Genomic DNA, 18,391 nt, shown 5'->3' with positions numbered 1-18,391 from the left:
TGGCGGAGCAGAACAGCATGAAAAGCCGGACGACCTCGCCCAATATCGCGCTCGGCATGTTGCTGCTCGTCTATATTTTCAATTTCGTCGACCGGCAGATCCTCGCGATTCTCGCCGGGCCGATCCAGGCCGACCTGGGCCTCAGCGACACCCAGATGGGCCTGCTCGGCGGCATTGCCTTTGCCCTGCTCTATTCAACCCTGGCCGTGCCGCTCGCCTGGCTGGCAGACAAGACCAGCCGCAGCTGGGTGATCACCATTTCGCTGGCGGTGTGGAGCGGCTTCACCGCGCTGACCGGACTGGCGCAGGGTTTCTGGTCGATTTTCCTGACCCGGCTGGGCGTGGGAGTCGGCGAAGCGGGCGGCGTGGCGCCTTCCTACGCGCTGATCTCCGATCATTTCCCGAGCGCAAAACGGGCGCGGGCCTTGGCCATCTATTCGCTGGGCATTCCGCTCGGATCGGCCACCGGGGTGATCGCGGGCGGCTATATTGCCGCGACCGTCGACTGGCGCCTCGCCTTTTTTGTCGTCGGGCTGACCGGTGTGCTGATCGCACCCTTTTTCAAATATCTCGTCCGCGACAAGGTCAAGGTGCCGGCACCGGCGGACCAGAACGTCGCCGGATATAGTTTCAGGGGGACCGTGGTCCTGCTGGCGAAGAAAAAAGCTTTCTGGTTCCTCGCCTTTGGCGCCGCGTCGAGCTCAATGCTCGGCTATGGCATCGCCTTCTGGCTGCCCAGTCTCTTGCAGCGCAGTTTCGGCCTGAGCCTGATCGACACGTCGCTGTTCTTTGGCGCGATCCTGCTGATCGGCGGGGTTGCCGGCGTGCTGGGCGGCGGTATGATCGGCGACTGGCTGGGGCGCAAGGACAAGGCCGCTTACGGACTGGTTCCGGCAGCGGCTTTCCTGCTGGCCGTGCCCCTTTTCGCCGCCGGAATCATGAGCAGATCGGCGACCGTCGCTTTCATCCTGTTCCTTATCCCGCAGGCCCTGGCCTATTTCTGGCTCGGCCCGGTCCTCTCGGCGGTCCAGCATCTGGTGCCGGCCGATGCCAGGGCCACCGCTTCGGCTTTGTTCCTGCTGATCAACAATCTGATCGGCATCGGCGGCGGGATATTCTTCCTCGGCGCCCTGTCCGACGCGCTGATGCCGATATATGGCGAAGACGGCCTGCGCTATTCGATGCTCTACTCACTGAGCTTCTATGTCCTTGCCGCCCTGCTGATGGCACTCGCGGCAAAACCGCTGCGCAGCGAGTGGGTCGATGAAGGCTGATCAGCTCTCCGGCACCGCGTAACAGTCGCGGTAGGAGGTCAGCTGGCCGTCCGCGACGCGATACAGGCCGACGCCCTCGATATCGCCGTCGGGGCGCTTCCACAGCCAGCGCGACCAGGCGACATGTTCGTCCCCGGCAATTTCCAGCACTTCGAAATGCATTTTCTTGTCCGCCAGCTCTTTGGTCAGCCGGTGCAGCAGCGCGGAAATCGCCGCGATGCCCTCGACCCGGCCGATCGCAGGATCTTCAAACACCGCATCATTGGCGAACAAGGGGATCAGCTTGCTATAGTCATTATCATTCTGAAGCTCCCAGAATGTCTCGATCAATTCTTTTGCCTGTGCCATGTCTTGTCCCCTCAATTGCTCATAATCGCGTTATATTTTAGCGTCTGCTTTTCCAGTTCCGCTTCAAAAGCCTGTTCCATTTTCGCGATGAAAGCAGGAAACCCGCTGTCATCGACGAAGGCCAGCGGATCGCCAGCCGCCAGTTTCTTCTGTTTAGCCGCCATGTCGAAAAACTGCGGATGATTGGACAGGAAGATATCGGGTTTCCAGTCCCTGGTCCGCGCGAAGGTCTTGCGATAATCGTCGACAATGCCCTCATATTGCGGCGGCCCGATCAGCCGGTTGGCGGCGACCGACGCAGAGCAGAAGAACAGCGTCTGATAGTTCTTGCCCCCCTGTTCGACATCCATCGTCCATGAGGTGCAGCCGCGGGTATGGCCCGGCGTCAGATGCGCGGTGAGCGAAACCAGGCCAAGCATCACGACTTCTCCATCAGTGATGATCCGGTCGACCATGACTGGTGGCGCGCCCATCGACGCGTCATCCTCCGAACCCAGATAGAAGCCGCCTTCGAGCGCCGACCGATCGCCTTCGCTGGCGAGCAATGTCGCGCCGGTCAATTGCTTCAGTTCGGCAAGACCGCCGCTATGGTCAAGATGAGCATGGCTGTTGAGCAGGATTTTGACATCAGCCGGATCATAGCCGAGCTGCTTTATATTGTCCCAGACCTGCTTGCCCTGCCCCGGCATGCCGCCGTCGATCACGATATGGCCGTCATCGGTGGGAATGAAATACATGCCCAGACCTTCGGTGCCGACAAAATATACGCCCAGATCTGCATCACCGATCACCCGGAACGGTTCGACCGGGGCAAACCATGAGGGGAATTGCTTCTTCGCGGCGGCCAGCGCGGCGTGGTCGGCATCGGCCTGTTCGCCGGTGGTCGCCTGGACGTCGGACCGGCCGCTGCTTTCGTCCGGCGCTACCGGTGCGCAGGCCGCAAGAGCCGGTAGCCCCAGCAGCAAAACCGATTTGATCGCGCGCATAAATATTCTCCCTCTTTCCACCCTATCCATCGAGGGCGGACCATGCCAGCCGCTATCTTTCGAAAAACTGAACTGTTTCCGCATCCATCGGGAACATCAGTTCGATCCGCGTCTCGCCCGCCCTGATATCCAGCACCGAACCGAATTGCGCGATCACCGAGAACAGCGACAGGCGATTTTCGCCAACCCGGAAGATCGTCGGGATCACCGCCTGATTGAGATTGATCGATGCCATGTCGACCTTGCGCACCCGTTCATGCGACGCCAGCCGTGCGGCCAGCGCGGACAGTTGTTCGTCGCCACCCAGCTCCAGTATCTCGGTGCGCAGGCGCGAGAGGGAGAGGATGGCGACCTCGTCCCAATTTGCGATCAGGTCGAGGCCGGCGCTTTTGATCAATATGTCGATCAGATTGGCCGGTCCGCCGGGGCTGGCCAGCGCGAGGATCATCTGCGCGCCCTGGTTGCTGCTGACGATATTCCAGTGCCGGTCGATGGCATAGCCGGGGAACGGATCATGATGGTCGAGCATGGCGCTGATTGCCTGATGAACCGGCGCCAGTTCGGGCGCATTGTCGGACAGACTGGGATAGACCGGCGCAAAGCCAGCCGCATTGAGCGCCTGATTGGTAGCCGGCCGGGGAAGGTGCAAAGCTTCGGAAAGACGCAGCACCATCTCGCGACTGGGATTGGCGCGGCCGGATTCGAGGAAACTCAGATGCCGGGCCGACATCTCGGCCTCGAGACTGAGGTCAAGCTGGCTGAAACGGCGCGTCTTGCGCCAGTCCTTCAATATCGCGCCAAATTCCGATGGCATGATCGTCTCCCGCATCCTGTTCCCGGCTTACAACCCGATAGCATGAAACGCGCCTCATGCACTTACCCGGGAGGTAATTGTTTTGATGACCGCTCCATGGTCTAAGGATGACGCAACCAATGGAGAGCAGATCATGTCACCACAAGCCGCTGGCCGCTATATCCGTATCGTCGGCTGTTTCTCGATCATCGTTGCCATCATATTCGCGTTCGCCGGGGTGAACGACTTTACCGGTGCCAACGAGATATTCTTCCAGCTCGCCTCTTCCGGCGGCAATGGCGTGGCCGGGCTGGACACGCCCGAAGCAAAAATGGCGATGGCGATCGCCGGCGGGGTCTTTGCCGGGCTGATGGCCATGTATGTGTTCATCACCGCCCCCGGTATCGAACAGGGCAGCGAGCTGATCCGCAAGGGCACGATCTCCACACTCCTGGTCTGGTTCGCAGTCGACAGCGGCGCATCGGTGGCGTCGGGCAATGCCGCCAATGTGATCCCCAATAGCGTGTTCCTGATCGTCTATCTGGCGCCCCTGTTTCTCGTGAAGCGCGCGGCCTGAAACGGCCACTCAACACGCCAGTGCTCTGCACAGGATGCGGCGCTTTGCCCGGCGGGCAGCATTTTAACCTCCAGAGCTCCGCATCGAGTGCGGAGCACATCGCCTGCCGCTAGCTGCGTTCGTTCACGTCCTTGACCCAGGGACCGAAGGGTGAATTGCCGAGCATCGCGACCTGCGTCTGCGCGCTCACCTGATTGATCGCCAGTTGCGGCTTGCCGCCGGGATGGACCGGCAGGCGCAGCGGACGTTTGCCGGGCGCCTTGGCGATCACGTCGGCGATAGCGCGCGGCACATCCACCGGATCGGTCGACCCGCCACTGTTGCGCAAGGCTCCGTCGACCAGCGCCTGATAGGCCGCCTTGCGCTCGTCATCGGCACGCTCGAGCATCGGCGCGGTATATTGATTGCCATTTTCCCATATCTTGGTCGGAAAGCCGCCGGGCTGGACGATGGTAACATCAATGCCGTGCGGGACCAGCTCATAGGCCATTTGCTCGCTCATCGATTCGACCGCGAATTTGGTTGAACTGTAGAGCCCCATGCCCGGCACCATCACCCGGCCAAGCTGCGAGGAGACATTGACGACCAGGCCGGACTTCTGCGCGCGCATTTTCGGCAGAGCCGCGCGCGCGACCCGCTGGTAGCCCATGACATTGGTGTCGAACAGCAGCTGCATCATTTCCATATCCTGCAACTCGACCGGAGCGCCGGTGCCGATTCCGGCATTGTTGATGACCACATCGAGCGCGCCGCCATTCCGCCGTTCGGCCTCGGCCACCGCCTTGCTCACCGATCCGTCCGACAGCACATCCAGCTCGAGGATCGTGATATCCAGATCCTGGTCGCTGGCGGCCTTTGCCAGGGCATCGCCCTCGGCGCGCGGCAGGTTGCGCATGGTGGCAAAGACTTTCGCCCCCCGTTCGGCATAATGGAGCGCGCCGAGATAGCCGAAGCCGGAGGAACAGCCGGTGATCAATATGGATTTGCCGGTCAAATCCGGTTTGCTCTCGCCAGCGGCGGCGGACGCGGGACCGGCGGTCAGCGCGAAGCCGGTTGCGGCTGTGGCACCAAGCAACTGGCGGCGGTTGAGAGACGGTTTGCGAACTTGGTCAGTCATGGGCACACTCCTGAATTTCAGAATGGCTGTTACACTATCATAAAATCCTTTGCAGGGTGAGCGCTATCCGCCGGGACCGACGGTGATCCATGCTGCAATGCAGAACCATCCCAAGCGGCTATCGAATCAGACCGCAAAGCCGAGAGCCAGAAAAGCGATGCTTCCCAGTGCCAGCGAAGCCAGGGCCTTGCGGCGATAGGGCCGCGCCATCAGCCCCACCACCAGACCGCCGACTATGACCAGAAACAGCGCGATTCCAGCGATCAGCTGGTAGGTTTTGAACAGAGCGGGCCCATGCCCCTTGTGCAGTTCCATCATCGCATATTGAAAGCCGGGCTTGTGCAGGGAGGCTTCCAGGCCATCGGGCGTCTGATTGATCCGGGCAAAGGTCCGCGAGGTTGGCCGGGTCGTCATCTTGCCCGCGCGGCTGCGGACGCTTTCGATATCGAGATGGATATTCTGCGTCGCAAGCACGGCCGCAATATCCTGTTTCAGCGTCGGGCTGTCCGGATCGATCCGCGTTTCGGCCGGCAGTTCAATCGGGATATCCTCGATCGACGCTTCGACACCGGCCAGCTTGAGCGCGCCGGTTAGGCCGACAAGCAGAAAGGACGGCGCCAGAAAGGCGGCGAGGAACAGATGTACCAGTACCAGCAGGTTCCGGGTTTTGACTTTATTCATGCAATGCTTCCCTAGCGCCGGAACCGGCTGGTAAACTTGGTGAAGCCGAGATGCAGCTTCTGGCGATCCGACCGGCCGAGCATCTCGCCGAGCAGGCCATGGAAATGGTCTGCTTCGCGCTGCACCGCCGCGGTGGTCAGATCGAGCATCAGCATCTCGTCATAGCTTGTCTGCTGACAGCAGGGACGGTGCACCATTATCGGTTCGGGCCAGCAATCGCTCATCAGTTCGATGATATGCGCGAAATGGCGCGCGGCGGTTTCATCGCCCAGTTGCTTGACCAGATAGGGTTTGGGGTCCTGACCCTTGCGCCACGCCAGGACGGCAATCCGCATGGCGACAACTATCCGCATTTGCGCAGCGGGCAAGGCGGCGATCTTGGGGGTCGCGGCCAGCGATTGCGCAAATGCGGATATCGGCTCCGGCATCAATAGTCTGCTGATGCCGGAGCTGTCTGTGCAGCGCCTTGCGCGGGTTGCTTGCCGGTGGCGTCCCGGATCAGCGACCGCGCTTCGTCAACCGCAGCAGCCTCGGAGAGTTTGCCATCGGAAATTTCCGTGCCCATGGACAATAGCCGCCCGCTGATCACGGTGCCGGCATGCGCTTCTTCCTCGACGGTCACGCCGCCATGTGCAGCGATCGCGGCATCCCATTCCGCCCGCACCTGCTGCCAGTAGCCTTTGGTTTTCGCCCAATAGTCATCCGCCGCGCTGACGCTATAACCGTCGAACTTTGTGTAGGTGTTGAGCACCGATTCCTGGACATAGGGCAGCGCCTTGCCATCAACGGTCTTCATCTTTGTATTGTCCTGCCAGTGGATCCAGCCACCGGGCATCGGCTGGTGCCGGTTGATCGCCTGATAATGGTCATAGACCGGATCGCGAACCGCATCGCGGCGGGGCAATGGCCGGGCGGTCCAGTCGCTGGTCCAGCTGCGCAGTCCGTTGACCGTTTGCCATTTGCCGATGCCGCCATAGCGCGGGCTGTCATCAACCTGCCAGACGGTTTGCGACCAGCGGCCCTGCCGCTGTGATTCCGGCACATCCCGGTTCACCCATTTGCCGGCTCCGGCGTAGACCAGCACTTTCGCCGGTTCATAGATCCAGTCCTGACGCCAGTGCTTGATGACGAATGTCTCGCCCTCATGCTCGGCAACCAGCAGGTGCTGCAGGATGATCTCCGTGCCCGTATCCTTGATCACGCGGACGCTTTCATGGCCGCCGGAAATCTTCGCCTTGATCGGTTCATAATCGCCCCGCCAGGCCGTGGTTTCGGCCATGTCGAACTTGACCTTATAGTCTCCGGCCATCGCCAATATGTCGGCGCGGTCCTGTTCAAAGCTTGCTTGCGGCGCCGTCGCCGCAGCCGGTTGCTGCTCGGCGGCGGCGAGCGCGGGTGATGTCGCCATGGCCAGTGCGAACAGGGCCGCGCCCCATCGTGTCGTCAATTCCGTCTTCATCGTTATTCTCCCCCTTGGAACTAGAATGATATGCTGAGTGAAACGCTGGCATTGCGGCCCGGCTGCGTGAACGCGTCGATAATCGGCGACGTTGCCGCCAGCCCCCGAACGCTGCTCCAGACCCAATATTTCTTGTCGGTGATATTGAAGATGCCGGCCCGCAATTTGAAATTACGGGCGATCCGGACAAAGGCGGTGGCGTCGACGATCAGCGACTCGTCCGGCCGGAAACAGGCCGCACTGCAGACGCCGGTCGTCTCGTTAAATTCCTTCTGCGCATTATAGCTGAGGATCACTTCGCCGCCGAACGCCCCGGTCGGTTCGCGATAGCCCAGACCCAATATCGCGTTGATCGGGTCGACCGTGCCCAGCGATGCCGGTGAATTGTTCGGCGATTTCACCGTGCCGTCGGCAAAGGCGATGGCAAAGCGCGCGCGGAACCCGTTTTCGGCTTCGTAGTTTGCCTTGGCTTCGACACCCTTGACGCTGACATCATCAAGATTGACGAATTGATAGACGGCGGGATCGCTTGGCGTAAAACTACCGCCAACCACTTCCTGGCTGATGAAATCGCTATAGTCTGCGGTAAAGGCGGTCAGCGACAATCCGACATTGTCCGTCGCATAGCGGATACCCGCCTCGAAACTGTCGCTGGTTTCCGGGCCGAGATCGGGATTGGCCGCCGAAGTATAGCCAAAGGCGAGATTTTCGAAGAAATTATTGACCTGGCTGGGCGTCGGCGCGCGGAAACCGCGGGCATAATTGCCGAACAGGCGGACATCGCCAAGCTTCACAACCGCACCCAGCTTCGGCGACAGTTTCGATCCGCTTTGCGCGCTCGGGGTAAAGCTCGGCAGCAAGGGATCGTCGGTCGGGTTCAGATCGTAAAAGTCGTATCGCAGCGCCGGATAGAGCGTCACCAGACCATCGGCAAATTCGATCGCGTCGCCGATATAGAAACCGCCGAGCGTGAAATCCGTCTTCGGAAAGGCGCGGGTCGGAAAGACCTCGCCAAACGGCGGCTCGGTGCCGTCGCGCAGACCATCCTGTTCGGTCTTGCTGATGTCACCGCCGAAGGTGATGGTGTGCTCGACCGCGCCGGTGCGGAAGCTTGAACGGAAATCGGCGAGCGCCCCGATCACTTCATTGTCGAAGGTGTTCAGCCGTTCCCGGTCCGGTCGCGGGGTGGCGGATGTTGCCGTCCGCTCTTCCAGCGCAAATTGCCGGTCGGTGCCGTCCTGCCAATAGGCGGCGAGATGGGCATAGTCGATGAAACCTGCGCCGTCTTCGCCCGCATCATAGCTATAGTCGATCGATACCCGGCTGCGTTTGGTTTCGTCCTGAGCTGTGAGATTGTCGACAATCCAGCTCGGCGTCGGGCCAAAGAGGAACACCGGTCCGCGACCGGACAGAACGTCCGAATAGACCTCGCGTTCAAGATATTCACCGGTCAGCCGGATCTTGTGCGACCCGCTGTTCCAGATCAGCTTGCCGAGAAAGGCATTGGATTTCCCATCCTGCGGATTGGGTGTGGTGCGGCTGGCATCTTCGGTATCGACCGTGCCCTTGTTATCCAGTTCCTGAAAATCGCGGCGGGAATAAGCCAGCATCGCAGAAAAATTACCGGTCCTGCCGGCAAGCACGACGGTCTCGGCAAATTCCTCGTCTGCCGAACTGTAATGTGCCCGCGCGAAACCGCCAAAGCTGTTGCCCTCGCTGATAAAATCGACGGGGTCGGAGGTGATGAAACTGACCGCGCCGGACAGGCCGTCGCTGCCGTACAGCGCCGAGGCCGGACCGCGCAGGATTTCGACCGACTTGATCAGGCCGACATCGGTGGCATTGCCGCGGCCGACTTCCTGCGCGCCGAATGTATAGCCCTGGGGAGAACGGATGCCGTCGACCAGAATGAGGACGCGGTTGCCGCCAATACCGCGAATATTGAAATCCTCGTTGCCGGCCCGGCCCGTCGTGCCCAGCGCCGCACCGAAGCGCGCCGGCGCCCGGCGCACCGTTACGCCGGGTTCAAAGCGCACGATATTGCGGACATCGGTCGCCATTTCGTCGGCGATCCGCTCCTGGTCGATAACGGTGACCGTGGCGGGTGCATCCTCGACCTCCACAGGCGCACGGGCTGCCGTGACCGTAATCGTGTTGTCATCCGCAAAGCCTGCCGCATCGTCACCTGCGGCCATTGCCGCCTGGGAAAAGCCTAGTGCGAGAAAACTGCAGGTCAATGCGGCTCCCCGGTGACGGAAGTTCGGTTTCATGAATTGTGCCCCTGTTTATTGATAATGCGAATGATTCTCATTCTTAATTAAGATGCCTGGACACAGGCTGTCAAACGCTAATTGGAAATTAGTTGGAAATGGGGGATTTTCCGGCTTTACGGACCACAGAAGAGCTGGGGCGGCACCGTGTCACGATGATGGCGGACAAATATCGGGGGCGTTCGATGCGGGTCAGCCCGGCAAATACCGATGCCGACCCTGCCCCGAAGCAGGCTATCCTGATCGGGCACAGATCAGCCCCGGAAGCAGGCGCAATTGTCGGGTATCAGGATCCGGTGAATTTCGCCCGGGTCCGGTTGGCGATCGCGACCAGCGACAGCATCACGGGCACTTCCACCAATACGCCGACCACGGTGGCGAGAGCGGCGCCGCTACCCAGTCCGAACACGCCGATGGCCACGGCCACGGCCAGTTCGAAGAAATTGGACGTCCCGATCAGCGCACAGGGGGCCGCGACATTGTGCGGCACTTTCCAGGCCCAGGCGGCGGCATAGCTGACGAAGAAAATGCCATAACTCTGGATGATGATCGGCACCGCGATCAGGGCGATCAGCAGCGGCTGGGTCACGATGGTCTGCGCCTGAAAGGCGAACAGCAGCACCACCGTGAGCAACAGACCCAGTACGGACAAAGGTTTGACCCGGCCGGTGAAGGCCGTGACCGCGGCTTCCCCGTCGGCCGAGCGGGCCAGCAATGTGCGGCGGGTCAGTGCGCCAGCAACCAGAGGAATGACGACATAGAGCAGGACCGACAGCAGCAATGTTTCCCATGGAACGGCAATTTCGGCGACGCCAAGCAAAAGCGCGACAATCGGCGCAAAGGCGAAGATCATGATGATGTCGTTCACCGACACCTGCACCAGTGTGTAGGCAGGATCGCCCCTGGTCATCTGCGACCAGACAAAGACCATCGCGGTGCAGGGCGCGGCGCCCAGCAATATCAGTCCGGCAATATATTGCTCGGCATCATCCGCGGACATCAGCCCGGCAAAAATATACTGGAAGAACAAGAGCGCCAGCGCCGCCATCGTGAACGGCTTGATCAGCCAGTTGACGACGATGGTGATGAACAGCCCCTTCGGCTTTTCACCAATATGTTTGAGACTGGCAAAATCGACTCCGACCATCATCGGGTAGATCATCGCCCAGATCAGCACCGCAACCACGAGATTGACCGAAGCATATTCCAGCCGGGCAAGAATGGCCACCGCATCGGGCGCGATATTGCCGATCAGGAGCCCGAGCAATATCGCACTCCCGACCCACAGCGACAGCCATTTTTCAAACAGGCCGAGCCCGGCATCTGCCGGACTCTCAAGGGGTTGCGTTGCCATGGTTCAAGCCTCGATTTTCTCTGCGCCAATTTCCCTGAGCCGGTTCTGCAGGCTCATCCTGTCTATGCTTTCCAGCGGCAAGGCCAGAAACAGGCTGATCCGGTTGAACATCATCCGATAGGCTTCGGTGAAGGCCGCGCGCTTCTCGGCCTCGCTGCCGGTTGCTGCGGCGGGATCGGCTATGCCCCAATGGGCGGTCATCGGCTGGCCCGGCCAGACCGGGCAGGTCTCGCCGGCGGCATTGTCACAAACGGTGAAGACAAAATCGAGCGCGGGTGCGCCCTGTCCTGCAAATTCGTCCCAGTTCTTGGAGCGCAGTCCGGCAACGGGATGCCCCATGGTTTCGAGCAGATCGAGGGCATAGGGATGGACCCGTCCGGCCGGATTGCTGCCTGCACTCAGGGCATTGAACCGCCCCTTGCCTTCGCGCTGCAAGATCGATTCCGCCAATATCGAACGGGCAGAATTGCCGGTGCAGAGAAACAGCGCGTTATAGACCTTCTCGCTCATGACAGGGCGGCTTTCGAAGGCGCGCAGCAGCTGGTTTCGGCAGCATTTTGCGAAACGGCGGACAGTTCGGGTGAATCGCCGTAGACGACGGATTCACCATCGGTGTAAAAGGCTTCCCAGACGACGCCGTCGGGGTCGGCGATCCAGCTCTTTTCGGACTGGGCATAACAGCAGGTGGTCTGCCCCTCTTCCAGAACGGGCGCGTCGGCCTTGCGAAGGCGGGTGAAGACCTGCTGAAGCTCTTCGGGATTTTCCGCCTGAATGCCGAGATGCTCGATGCCCTTGGCCGCATGATCTTCCGACGAAATCGCGAAATTGACACGCGGATCATCGAGCATCCACTTGGCATAGTCGGTCTTTGTAACCGTCGGCTCCGCGTCAAACAGCGTGGAGTAAAATTCGATCGAGGCGGCGAGATTATCCACGCCGACATGGATGTGCATCCGTTTCATTGGCAGAGCCTTTCGAGCTGGTTGGTAAGGGGCGCGCAATCATCGCCGGAACAGCAATTTTCCAGCAGGAAGGCGACGAGGCCGTTCATCGCGGCGAGATTGGCACGGTAGATTATCATGCGGCTGTCGCGTCGCGAGGAGACGAGGTCCGCCCGCGCCAGGATATTCAGATGCGAGGACATGGTGTTTTGCGGCACGTCCAGCCGCCTGGCAATTTCCCCCGCGGGCAGACCGGACGGTTCGTGCCGGACCAGCAGCCGGAACACTTCCAGCCGGGTATTTTGCGCGAGCGCGCCGAGAGCCTCTATTGCTTTTATCGAATCCATATATCTATGTATGTCGATATATGGATTTTTGTAAAGCGAAATATTCCTGTCGCTTCCTCCCGATCCGCCAGACGCTTGTCGAAGCCTGCCGCAACGACTAGGACTGGATCGAAATTTTCCCTTTCCTGATGGAATCCCGCATGACCCTGATTGGCCCCGCCTCGCACAGCTATTTCTCCCAGCGGCTCAAGCTGCATTATGCCGACTGGGGCAATGAGGACAAACCGCCTTTGATCCTGCTGCACGGCGGCAAGGACCATTGCCGGAACTGGGACTGGACGGCGCAGGCCCTGCGCGATGACTGGCATATCATCTGCCCCGACGTTCGCGGCCATGGCGACAGCCAGTGGAGCACCGACGGCAATTATGCCAATATGGCGATGGTCACCGATCTGGCGCAATTGATTCACCAGCTCGACCTGTCGCCGGTCACCATTGTCGCGCACAGCATGGGCGGCAATATCGCGCTGCGCTATACCGGCCTCTATCCCGACACAGTGCGCAAGCTGGTCGCGATCGAAGGGCTGGGCCCCAGCCCCGAATTGCTCGCGGAGCGCGAAAAAATCGGTCAGATCCAGCGCGTGCGCAACAGCATTGAGGAAAAGCGCAAGGCGGCCGGGCGACAGGTGAAACGCTATCCCACTTTTGAAGATGCCCTCGGCCGGATGCAGGACGCCAACCAGCATCTCTCCGACGAACAGGCCCGCCACCTGACCACCCACGCGGTGATCCGCAACGAGGACGGCAGCTATAGCTGGAAATTCGATCCCTATGTCCAGCACTGGGACAGCATCGACCTGTCGCAGGATGCGATCCACGAGCTGTGGGGCAATATCAGCTGCCCGACCCAACTCCATTACGGCGCCGACAGCTGGGCGAGCAATCCGGAGAAAGACGGCCGCATGCAATATTTCGGCGACAATGTTTCGGTGAAGGAATTTGCCGACGCCGGCCACTGGTTGCACCATGACCAGTTTGATGAGTTTGTGCAGACGCTGCGGGATTTTCTCTGATTACAAGATGCGATATTTTTATCATCCAGAAAATTATTGTCTATAAACAGCGTGGTAGAGGCTTATTCTTGGCTGGACATTGTGGAGAATCCTACGCATGACAATCGAGTAAGCCCACCATCTAAATTGGAGATTCGAATTGACCGGTCCTAATGTGGAAAAAGAAACGCCAGCAAAGCAACGCTATGTGAAACCCGAACTGATCCTGCTGGATTGCGCAGGGCGAACGGATGGAAAAACTAGCGTTGCCGGCGTTGAAATCAATAATGGTACGATTTTTTACGCACCGAGCTAACACCGGGCCGCGTTCCGGTAGCAGGCGCAACAGCCCAGCAAGATCGCGCTCGCGATCGGGCGATGCGGATATAGCATGGAGAGGTCGCCAACGATGAACGGTGCAATATTCTGTGCAACGCGATATGGCAGCACGGCCCAATATGCCGGCTGGATTTCTGCGGCGACCGGTATTCCCGCATTTGACGTGAACCAGTCTGACGCCGATCACGGTATCAGCGCTGCTAGGTCGCGAGGTTGTTTGTAAACAAACAGTCGGACGCCACCGTGATTCTGGTTCGGGCGCCCGCGATCAAGGGGCTTGGCCCCAGCCCTGAAATGCTCGCCGAACGGGACCGGTCCGCTGGCGCGCGTGCGCAATTCGATCGGGGAAAAGCGCAAGGCTGCCGGGCGTCAAGTGAAACGCTATCCGACTTTCAAGGATGCACTGAACCGGAAGCAGGACACGGTTCATCAGCTTTGGGGCAATATCAGCTGCCCGACCCAACTCCATTACGGCGCCGACAGCTGGGCGAGCAATCCGGAGAAAGACGGCCGCATGCAATATTTCGGCGACAATGTTTCGGTGAAGGAATTTGCCGACGCCGGCCACTGGTTGCACCATGACCAGTTTGAATTGTTTGTCGAAACGTTGCGCGACTTTCTCTGAAATATCCGGTCATTCTGCCCTGACCGCACGCGGGAAAAGCTGGTAAAATTGCTACTGCCTTGCGGCCCGCCAAAAGCCTAGCCTGTCGAAAAGAAACAGGGTTGGGAGACGGCAGAATGATCAGGAGCACAGACGTGACTTCCGTAGCGATTGATGGCGAACGCTATCATGATCCCCGCCACGCCCGTGTCGAAACCGATCATGTCTGGCGCAAAACATGGTTGCTGGCCGCGCTGGAAAGCGACCTGCAAGGTTCGGGAAATATCGTCACCTTTGATATCGGCCATGATTCGATCATCATTGCGCGCGCCAGAGACGGCGCGCTGCATGCCTATCACAATGCCTGTACCCACCGCGGCACCCGGCTGCTGGAAGAGGGCGCGCACAGCGCCCCGCTGATTACCTGCCCCTATCATGCCTGGTGCTTCAATCTCGACGGCAGCCTGCGTGCCGCCCCCGATCCGGGAAGCTTCACCCCCGGTCTGCCTGCCGATCGCTTGCGGCTCAAGCCGGTGCTGCTCGAAACCTGGCAGGGTTTTGTCTTCGTCAATATGGACGCCGACGCTCGGCCCCTGTCCGACTTTCTCGGCAAGATGGTCGAACGGGCCGCGCCCTATTCCATTGCCAGGATGGACCTGATCGAGGACCAGACGGTCAGTGTCAATTGCAACTGGAAAGCGATGATCGACAATTTCTCCGAACTCTACCACGTTGATCATATCCACCCGCAGCACAAGCGCTTCGTCGATTGTCCCAACGCCACCGACGAACTCTTCGAAAATGGGCATACCGGTTTGCACGTTCCGGGATTTGTCACCGACAGCCGCTATCCGGTGCCCGACCAGCCAACCGATTACCAGGAAATGCAACTCGCCGCGCTCGGCATCGATGCGAATGCATTTGTCGGCCGGGTTGCGGATATTCCGGCAGCAATTACCAAAGCCAAGCGAGAACAGAGCGGCAGGAAGGGTTATGACTATTCGGCGCTGTCGGATGAGCAACTCACCACCGTGTTTCAATATAATCTGTTTCCCAACATCATCCTGTCCGGTTCCCCGGAAGGATTATGGATGATGCGCTCGCGCCCGCACCCCGAAGATCCGTCAAAATCCTGTCTCGACAAATGGACGCTGCAGCTCAATCCCGATCCGGCGCTCGGCGGCGGTTCGGAGCATAAGCAGACGATGCACGCGGCGAGCGGGAACAGCACTGTCTCAGACGGGCGCGTGCCCCGTGACTGTTTCGGACATGAAGACATTTTGTCCGGCAGAAAAAGCATGACCGAAACGATCGACCAGGACATCAGCCTGCTCGCCCGTGTGCAGGCCGGCGCCCGGTCCAGCGGCTTCGATCGCGCCTGGCTGAGCGATCAGGAAGTGCGTGTGGCGCATTTTCACGATGTGCTGAACAAGACCTATCGCGCGGCAGGGCTGTTGGGAGACTGATCCTTCTCCCTTGCGGGAGATGAATAGCTAGGAAATCATCGCCTGCAAGGTCGCGATCCGGTCCGCTTCCTCGGCCGGCTTGTCCTTGCGGATGCGGTGGATGCGCGGGAAGCGCATGGCGAGACCGGATTTGTGGCGGCCGCTTTCGTGGATCGAATCGAACGCGACTTCCAGCACCAGCGACTTCTTCACCTCGCGCACCGGCCCGAAGCGGTTCAGCGTATTCTGCCGGACGAAGCGGTCGAGCCATTTCAGCTCTTCGTCGGTGAAGCCGGAATAGGCCTTGCCGACCGGCAGCAGTTCGCCGTCCTCGGTCCAGCAGCCGAATGTATAGTCGGAATAGAAGGACGCACGCCGCCCGTTGCCGCGCTGCGCGTACATCATCACGCAATCAGCATTCAGCGGGTCGCGCTTCCATTTATACCAGTGACCGGTGACCCGTCCGGCGAGATAGGGGCTTTCGCGCCGTTTCAGCATCACGCCTTCAATGGCCGCATCGCGAGCCCCGGCGCGCATTTCTTCGAGCGCAGCGAAATCATCGACATCGACCACCGCCGAAAGATCGAAATGGTCTTGATGCAGCTTGGGCACAAAACTTTCGAGCCGCTGCCGCCGTTCGTGCCAGGGCGACAGGCGCAGGTCCGTGCCCCCGTCCATCAGCAGATCATAGACCCGGACAAAGGCGGGAAATTCCTGCCGCATCTTTTTCGAGACGGTCTTGCGACCGAGCCGCTTCTGCAGCGCGTTGAAACTCGCCGCTTCGCCGCCCTGGTCGGTGCCACGGACCAGCAATTCGCCATCGATCACGCCGTCGCGGTCGAACGCTTCGACAATGTCGGGGAAAGACGCGCTGATATCATCGCCGCCGCGGCTGTAGAGCCGGGTCTCGCCGCCGAGATGCACCGCCTGCACGCGGATCCCGTCCCATTTCCACTCGACCGCATATTGATCGAGATCAAGGCTATCGCCCTCGAACGGATGAGACAACATGAACGGCCGGAAGAAGGGCGTTGCCGACAGGTCGGGACGCGCGCCGCCCTTCTCTGCCCATGCGAACAGTCTGTCATAGGGCGGGTCAAGCGCGTGCCAGAGCTCCTCGACGTCATCCAGCGCCACGTCAAAGGCCTGCGCGAAGGCGGTCTTCGCCAGCCTCGCCGACACCCCGACCCGCATCCCGCCGACCGCCAGCTTGAGCATCGCATAGCGGCTGTTGCTGTCCATGCTGTCGAGCAAGTCCGCGACAATGTCGGGCGCGGTCGTGCGATTGGCGGCAACCAGCGCCTGCACCACTTCGTCGATGCCTGGATCGCCCTGCACGCGCCCTTCCGCTTCCGGCCAGACCAGCGCCACGGTTTCGGCGGTGTCGCCGACATGGTGGCGCGACAGACGGAACAGTTCGGGATCGATTCTTGTGCCGGCGAGATTGCGGATGGTCGCGGACTTGACCGCCGGAAAATCCAAACTGTCGGTCAGCGCCGCCAGCGCCCAGCCGCGATCGGGGTCGGGCGTTTCGCGCAAATAGCCGGCGATCGCCGCCAGCTTGGCGTTGCGCGATCGCGTATAGACCAGACTGTCGATCAGGGCGGCAAAGCGGCGCATCAGCCGTCATCCCCTTCTTCGCGCCCGACCATCGACAGCGCCCGCGCCCTGATCTGGTGCAGCTCGCACCAGCGCAGCAGGCCGTCCTCGCTGCCATGGGTGATCCAGGTTTCCTTCGGCGCCAGTTCGCGGATCGTGCCGGTCAGCTCGTCCCAGTCGGCATGGTCGGAAATGACCAACGGGATTTCGACCCCGCGCTGCCGCGCCCGCCCGCGCACCCGCATCCAGCCCGACGCCATCGCGGTGACCGGATTGGGCAGCCGCCGGCTCCACTTGTCGGTCAGCGCGGAGGGCGGCGCGATGATGATCTGGCCGCGCATTTCTTCCTTCGGCGTATCCATGACCAGCCGCAATTCGCCCAGCGAGACGCCGAGCTCTTCGTATAATTCGCACATCCTGACCTGCGCCCCGTGCAGATAGATCGGCTGGTCCCAGCCGGCGCGGCGCAACTCGGCAATCACCCGCTGCGCCTTGCCCAGCGCATAGGCGCCGACGAGGATGCTGCTGTCCGGTTCGGCCTCGAGCCGGGCAAAAATCTTGGCAATTTCGCCGGCAATCGGCGGATGCTGGAACACCGGCAGGCCAAAGGTCGCCTCGGTTATGAAAATATCGCAGGGCACCGGTTCGAACGGCGCGCAAGTCGGATCGGCGCGGCGCTTGTAATCGCCGGTGACGACTACCCGCTCGCCCTGATATTCCATCAGCACCTGGGCCGAACCCAGCACATGACCCGCCGAATGCAGGCTGAACCGCACCCCGCCACGTTCGAACCCGTTGCCATAGCTGATCGGCGTCCCGGCTTCCGTGCCATAGCGCAGGCCCATGATCGCCAGCGTCTCCGGCGTCGCCCAGACATCCCCATGTCCACCGCGCGCGTGATCGGCGTGGCCATGGGTGACCACGGCGCGCTGCTTAGGGGTCGACGGATCGATCCAGACATCTGCCGGCCGTACATAAATGCCCTGCGGATGCGGCTCGATCCAGTGTTTCGCTTTTGCCATGGTGTAAAAGCGTATTGGGTCGGGAAAGGTTCCGGTCAAGGGTGGGGGGGCTTTTGCGGCAAGGATTACCGTCATCCTGAACTTGTTTCAGGACCTCAGGCGGTAAAACCGGAAGGTTGCGGGAGGAGTGATGGGTTCCTGAAACAAGTTCAGGATGACGAGAGCACAACACATCATGTGAGCCCAATGTGATATTTCCTCTAGACCAATCACACTTCAATGTGATACCCGATTCCCAATATC

At 60.5% G+C, this 18,391-nt stretch carries 20 protein-coding genes; 6 read left to right on the top strand and 14 right to left on the bottom strand.

The window, feature by feature from the left end:
- The first annotated feature begins 17 nt into the window (after window positions 1-17).
- A complete protein-coding gene (locus tag SPHFLASMR4Y_RS13380) occupies window positions 18-1,274 on the top strand; it encodes a spinster family MFS transporter (RefSeq protein WP_089134895.1) in 1,257 nt (418 codons plus the stop codon).
- Here SPHFLASMR4Y_RS13380 and SPHFLASMR4Y_RS13375 read toward each other — a convergent pair whose 3' ends face one another.
- Genes SPHFLASMR4Y_RS13375 through SPHFLASMR4Y_RS13365 form a run of 3 tightly spaced genes read right to left on the bottom strand, consistent with a single transcriptional unit; the run spans window position 1,275 to window position 3,422 of the window.
- Window positions 1,275-1,622, bottom strand: a complete 348-nt coding sequence (locus SPHFLASMR4Y_RS13375; protein ID WP_089133989.1) for a nuclear transport factor 2 family protein — start codon at window positions 1,620-1,622, stop codon at window positions 1,275-1,277.
- A gap of 11 nt (window positions 1,623-1,633) precedes the next feature.
- On the bottom strand, window positions 1,634-2,608 hold the full coding sequence (gene bla / locus SPHFLASMR4Y_RS13370) for a subclass B3 metallo-beta-lactamase (RefSeq protein WP_186265941.1): 975 nt from the start codon (window positions 2,606-2,608) through the stop codon (window positions 1,634-1,636).
- Between the two features lie 52 nt (window positions 2,609-2,660).
- Window positions 2,661-3,422, bottom strand: a complete 762-nt coding sequence (locus SPHFLASMR4Y_RS13365; RefSeq protein WP_186265940.1) for a helix-turn-helix domain-containing protein — start codon at window positions 3,420-3,422, stop codon at window positions 2,661-2,663.
- 85 nt (window positions 3,423-3,507) lie between these two features.
- Between SPHFLASMR4Y_RS13365 and SPHFLASMR4Y_RS13360 the strand changes: the two genes are divergently transcribed.
- Window positions 3,508-3,978: a hypothetical protein gene (locus SPHFLASMR4Y_RS13360; RefSeq protein WP_089133986.1), complete on the top strand. Its 471-nt coding sequence runs from the start codon at window positions 3,508-3,510 to the stop codon at window positions 3,976-3,978.
- Between the two features lie 109 nt (window positions 3,979-4,087).
- Here SPHFLASMR4Y_RS13360 and SPHFLASMR4Y_RS13355 read toward each other — a convergent pair whose 3' ends face one another.
- The 9 genes from SPHFLASMR4Y_RS13355 to SPHFLASMR4Y_RS13315 form a co-directional block, all read right to left on the bottom strand.
- On the bottom strand, window positions 4,088-5,095 hold the full coding sequence (locus SPHFLASMR4Y_RS13355; protein WP_089133985.1) for an SDR family oxidoreductase: 1,008 nt from the start codon (window positions 5,093-5,095) through the stop codon (window positions 4,088-4,090).
- A gap of 126 nt (window positions 5,096-5,221) precedes the next feature.
- Window positions 5,222-5,776, bottom strand: a complete 555-nt coding sequence (locus SPHFLASMR4Y_RS13350; protein WP_089133984.1) for a hypothetical protein — start codon at window positions 5,774-5,776, stop codon at window positions 5,222-5,224.
- An 11-nt stretch (window positions 5,777-5,787) separates the two neighbouring features.
- Window positions 5,788-6,204 (bottom strand): hypothetical protein, encoded by a 417-nt coding sequence (locus tag SPHFLASMR4Y_RS13345; protein WP_089133983.1) that lies wholly within the window; start codon window positions 6,202-6,204, stop codon window positions 5,788-5,790.
- Window positions 6,204-7,235 carry a DUF6607 family protein gene (locus SPHFLASMR4Y_RS13340; protein ID WP_089133982.1) on the bottom strand — a complete coding sequence of 344 codons (1,032 nt, stop codon included), beginning with the start codon at window positions 7,233-7,235 and terminating at the stop codon, window positions 6,204-6,206. The genes SPHFLASMR4Y_RS13345 and SPHFLASMR4Y_RS13340 overlap by 1 nt, the downstream gene beginning before the upstream one ends.
- 20 nt (window positions 7,236-7,255) lie before the next feature.
- Window positions 7,256-9,505, bottom strand: coding sequence for a TonB-dependent hemoglobin/transferrin/lactoferrin family receptor (locus SPHFLASMR4Y_RS13335; RefSeq protein WP_089133981.1), 2,250 nt, complete (start codon window positions 9,503-9,505; stop codon window positions 7,256-7,258).
- 286 nt (window positions 9,506-9,791) lie between these two features.
- Window positions 9,792-10,859: an ACR3 family arsenite efflux transporter gene (gene arsB, locus SPHFLASMR4Y_RS13330; RefSeq protein WP_089133980.1), complete on the bottom strand. Its 1,068-nt coding sequence runs from the start codon at window positions 10,857-10,859 to the stop codon at window positions 9,792-9,794.
- 3 nt (window positions 10,860-10,862) lie between these two features.
- On the bottom strand, window positions 10,863-11,369 hold the full coding sequence (locus tag SPHFLASMR4Y_RS13325; protein WP_089133979.1) for an arsenate reductase ArsC: 507 nt from the start codon (window positions 11,367-11,369) through the stop codon (window positions 10,863-10,865).
- The gene (locus SPHFLASMR4Y_RS13320) at window positions 11,366-11,821 is read right to left on the bottom strand and encodes an ArsI/CadI family heavy metal resistance metalloenzyme (RefSeq protein WP_089133978.1); all 456 of its coding nucleotides are present in this window, start codon (window positions 11,819-11,821) and stop codon (window positions 11,366-11,368) included. Before SPHFLASMR4Y_RS13320 ends, SPHFLASMR4Y_RS13325 begins: the two co-directional genes overlap by 4 nt.
- Complete coding sequence (locus tag SPHFLASMR4Y_RS13315; RefSeq protein ID WP_089133977.1) at window positions 11,818-12,147, bottom strand: ArsR/SmtB family transcription factor; 330 nt, start codon at window positions 12,145-12,147, stop codon at window positions 11,818-11,820. The genes SPHFLASMR4Y_RS13320 and SPHFLASMR4Y_RS13315 overlap by 4 nt, the downstream gene beginning before the upstream one ends.
- Before the next feature lie 140 nt (window positions 12,148-12,287).
- On the opposite strand from SPHFLASMR4Y_RS13315, the gene SPHFLASMR4Y_RS13310 reads away from it, so the two are divergent.
- The 4 genes from SPHFLASMR4Y_RS13310 to SPHFLASMR4Y_RS13300 all read left to right on the top strand — a co-directional run bounded on the left by SPHFLASMR4Y_RS13310 (window position 12,288) and on the right by SPHFLASMR4Y_RS13300 (window position 15,548).
- Complete coding sequence (locus SPHFLASMR4Y_RS13310) at window positions 12,288-13,160, top strand: alpha/beta fold hydrolase (RefSeq protein ID WP_089134894.1); 873 nt, start codon at window positions 12,288-12,290, stop codon at window positions 13,158-13,160.
- 139 nt (window positions 13,161-13,299) lie between these two features.
- Window positions 13,300-13,455 (top strand): hypothetical protein, encoded by a 156-nt coding sequence (locus SPHFLASMR4Y_RS17160; protein WP_186265939.1) that lies wholly within the window; start codon window positions 13,300-13,302, stop codon window positions 13,453-13,455.
- Window positions 13,456-13,755: 300 nt separating this feature from the next.
- On the top strand, window positions 13,756-14,103 hold the full coding sequence (locus SPHFLASMR4Y_RS13305) for an alpha/beta fold hydrolase (RefSeq protein ID WP_145955539.1): 348 nt from the start codon (window positions 13,756-13,758) through the stop codon (window positions 14,101-14,103).
- 116 nt (window positions 14,104-14,219) lie between these two features.
- Window positions 14,220-15,548: an aromatic ring-hydroxylating oxygenase subunit alpha gene (locus SPHFLASMR4Y_RS13300; RefSeq protein WP_089133975.1), complete on the top strand. Its 1,329-nt coding sequence runs from the start codon at window positions 14,220-14,222 to the stop codon at window positions 15,546-15,548.
- Window positions 15,549-15,575: 27 nt separating this feature from the next.
- On the opposite strand, the gene SPHFLASMR4Y_RS13295 is transcribed toward SPHFLASMR4Y_RS13300, so the two are convergent.
- Together SPHFLASMR4Y_RS13295 and SPHFLASMR4Y_RS13290 are read right to left on the bottom strand one after the other, a co-directional pair.
- Complete coding sequence (locus SPHFLASMR4Y_RS13295; protein WP_089133974.1) at window positions 15,576-17,147, bottom strand: cisplatin damage response ATP-dependent DNA ligase; 1,572 nt, start codon at window positions 17,145-17,147, stop codon at window positions 15,576-15,578.
- Window positions 17,147-18,148 (bottom strand): ligase-associated DNA damage response exonuclease, encoded by a 1,002-nt coding sequence (locus SPHFLASMR4Y_RS13290; protein ID WP_089134893.1) that lies wholly within the window; start codon window positions 18,146-18,148, stop codon window positions 17,147-17,149. The genes SPHFLASMR4Y_RS13295 and SPHFLASMR4Y_RS13290 overlap by 1 nt, the downstream gene beginning before the upstream one ends.
- Window positions 18,149-18,391 lie beyond the last annotated feature (243 nt).

It is taken from the genome of Sphingorhabdus sp. SMR4y (assembly GCF_002218195.1).
GTDB lineage: Bacteria > Pseudomonadota > Alphaproteobacteria > Sphingomonadales > Sphingomonadaceae > Parasphingorhabdus.
This window is presented reverse-complemented; position numbering and strand designations above follow the sequence as displayed.

Excerpts from the sequence above, each read along its gene's own strand:
- SPHFLASMR4Y_RS13380 (WP_089134895.1), top strand. The coding sequence starts at position 18 with ATGAAAAGCCGGACGACCTCGCCCAATATCGCGCTCGGCATGTTGCTG.
- SPHFLASMR4Y_RS13375 (WP_089133989.1), bottom strand. The coding sequence starts at position 1,622 with ATGGCACAGGCAAAAGAATTGATCGAGACATTCTGGGAGCTTCAGAAT.
- bla (WP_186265941.1), bottom strand. The coding sequence starts at position 2,608 with ATGCGCGCGATCAAATCGGTTTTGCTGCTGGGGCTACCGGCTCTTGCG.
- SPHFLASMR4Y_RS13365 (WP_186265940.1), bottom strand. The coding sequence starts at position 3,422 with ATGCCATCGGAATTTGGCGCGATATTGAAGGACTGGCGCAAGACGCGC.
- SPHFLASMR4Y_RS13360 (WP_089133986.1), top strand. The coding sequence starts at position 3,508 with ATGACCGCTCCATGGTCTAAGGATGACGCAACCAATGGAGAGCAGATC.
- SPHFLASMR4Y_RS13355 (WP_089133985.1), bottom strand. The coding sequence starts at position 5,095 with ATGACTGACCAAGTTCGCAAACCGTCTCTCAACCGCCGCCAGTTGCTT.
- SPHFLASMR4Y_RS13350 (WP_089133984.1), bottom strand. The coding sequence starts at position 5,776 with ATGAATAAAGTCAAAACCCGGAACCTGCTGGTACTGGTACATCTGTTC.
- SPHFLASMR4Y_RS13345 (WP_089133983.1), bottom strand. The coding sequence starts at position 6,204 with ATGCCGGAGCCGATATCCGCATTTGCGCAATCGCTGGCCGCGACCCCC.
- SPHFLASMR4Y_RS13340 (WP_089133982.1), bottom strand. The coding sequence starts at position 7,235 with ATGAAGACGGAATTGACGACACGATGGGGCGCGGCCCTGTTCGCACTG.
- SPHFLASMR4Y_RS13335 (WP_089133981.1), bottom strand. The coding sequence starts at position 9,505 with ATGAAACCGAACTTCCGTCACCGGGGAGCCGCATTGACCTGCAGTTTT.
- arsB (WP_089133980.1), bottom strand. The coding sequence starts at position 10,859 with ATGGCAACGCAACCCCTTGAGAGTCCGGCAGATGCCGGGCTCGGCCTG.
- SPHFLASMR4Y_RS13325 (WP_089133979.1), bottom strand. The coding sequence starts at position 11,369 with ATGAGCGAGAAGGTCTATAACGCGCTGTTTCTCTGCACCGGCAATTCT.
- SPHFLASMR4Y_RS13320 (WP_089133978.1), bottom strand. The coding sequence starts at position 11,821 with ATGAAACGGATGCACATCCATGTCGGCGTGGATAATCTCGCCGCCTCG.
- SPHFLASMR4Y_RS13315 (WP_089133977.1), bottom strand. The coding sequence starts at position 12,147 with ATGGATTCGATAAAAGCAATAGAGGCTCTCGGCGCGCTCGCGCAAAAT.
- SPHFLASMR4Y_RS13310 (WP_089134894.1), top strand. The coding sequence starts at position 12,288 with ATGACCCTGATTGGCCCCGCCTCGCACAGCTATTTCTCCCAGCGGCTC.
- SPHFLASMR4Y_RS13300 (WP_089133975.1), top strand. The coding sequence starts at position 14,220 with ATGATCAGGAGCACAGACGTGACTTCCGTAGCGATTGATGGCGAACGC.
- SPHFLASMR4Y_RS13295 (WP_089133974.1), bottom strand. The coding sequence starts at position 17,147 with ATGCGCCGCTTTGCCGCCCTGATCGACAGTCTGGTCTATACGCGATCG.
- SPHFLASMR4Y_RS13290 (WP_089134893.1), bottom strand. The coding sequence starts at position 18,148 with ATGGCAAAAGCGAAACACTGGATCGAGCCGCATCCGCAGGGCATTTAT.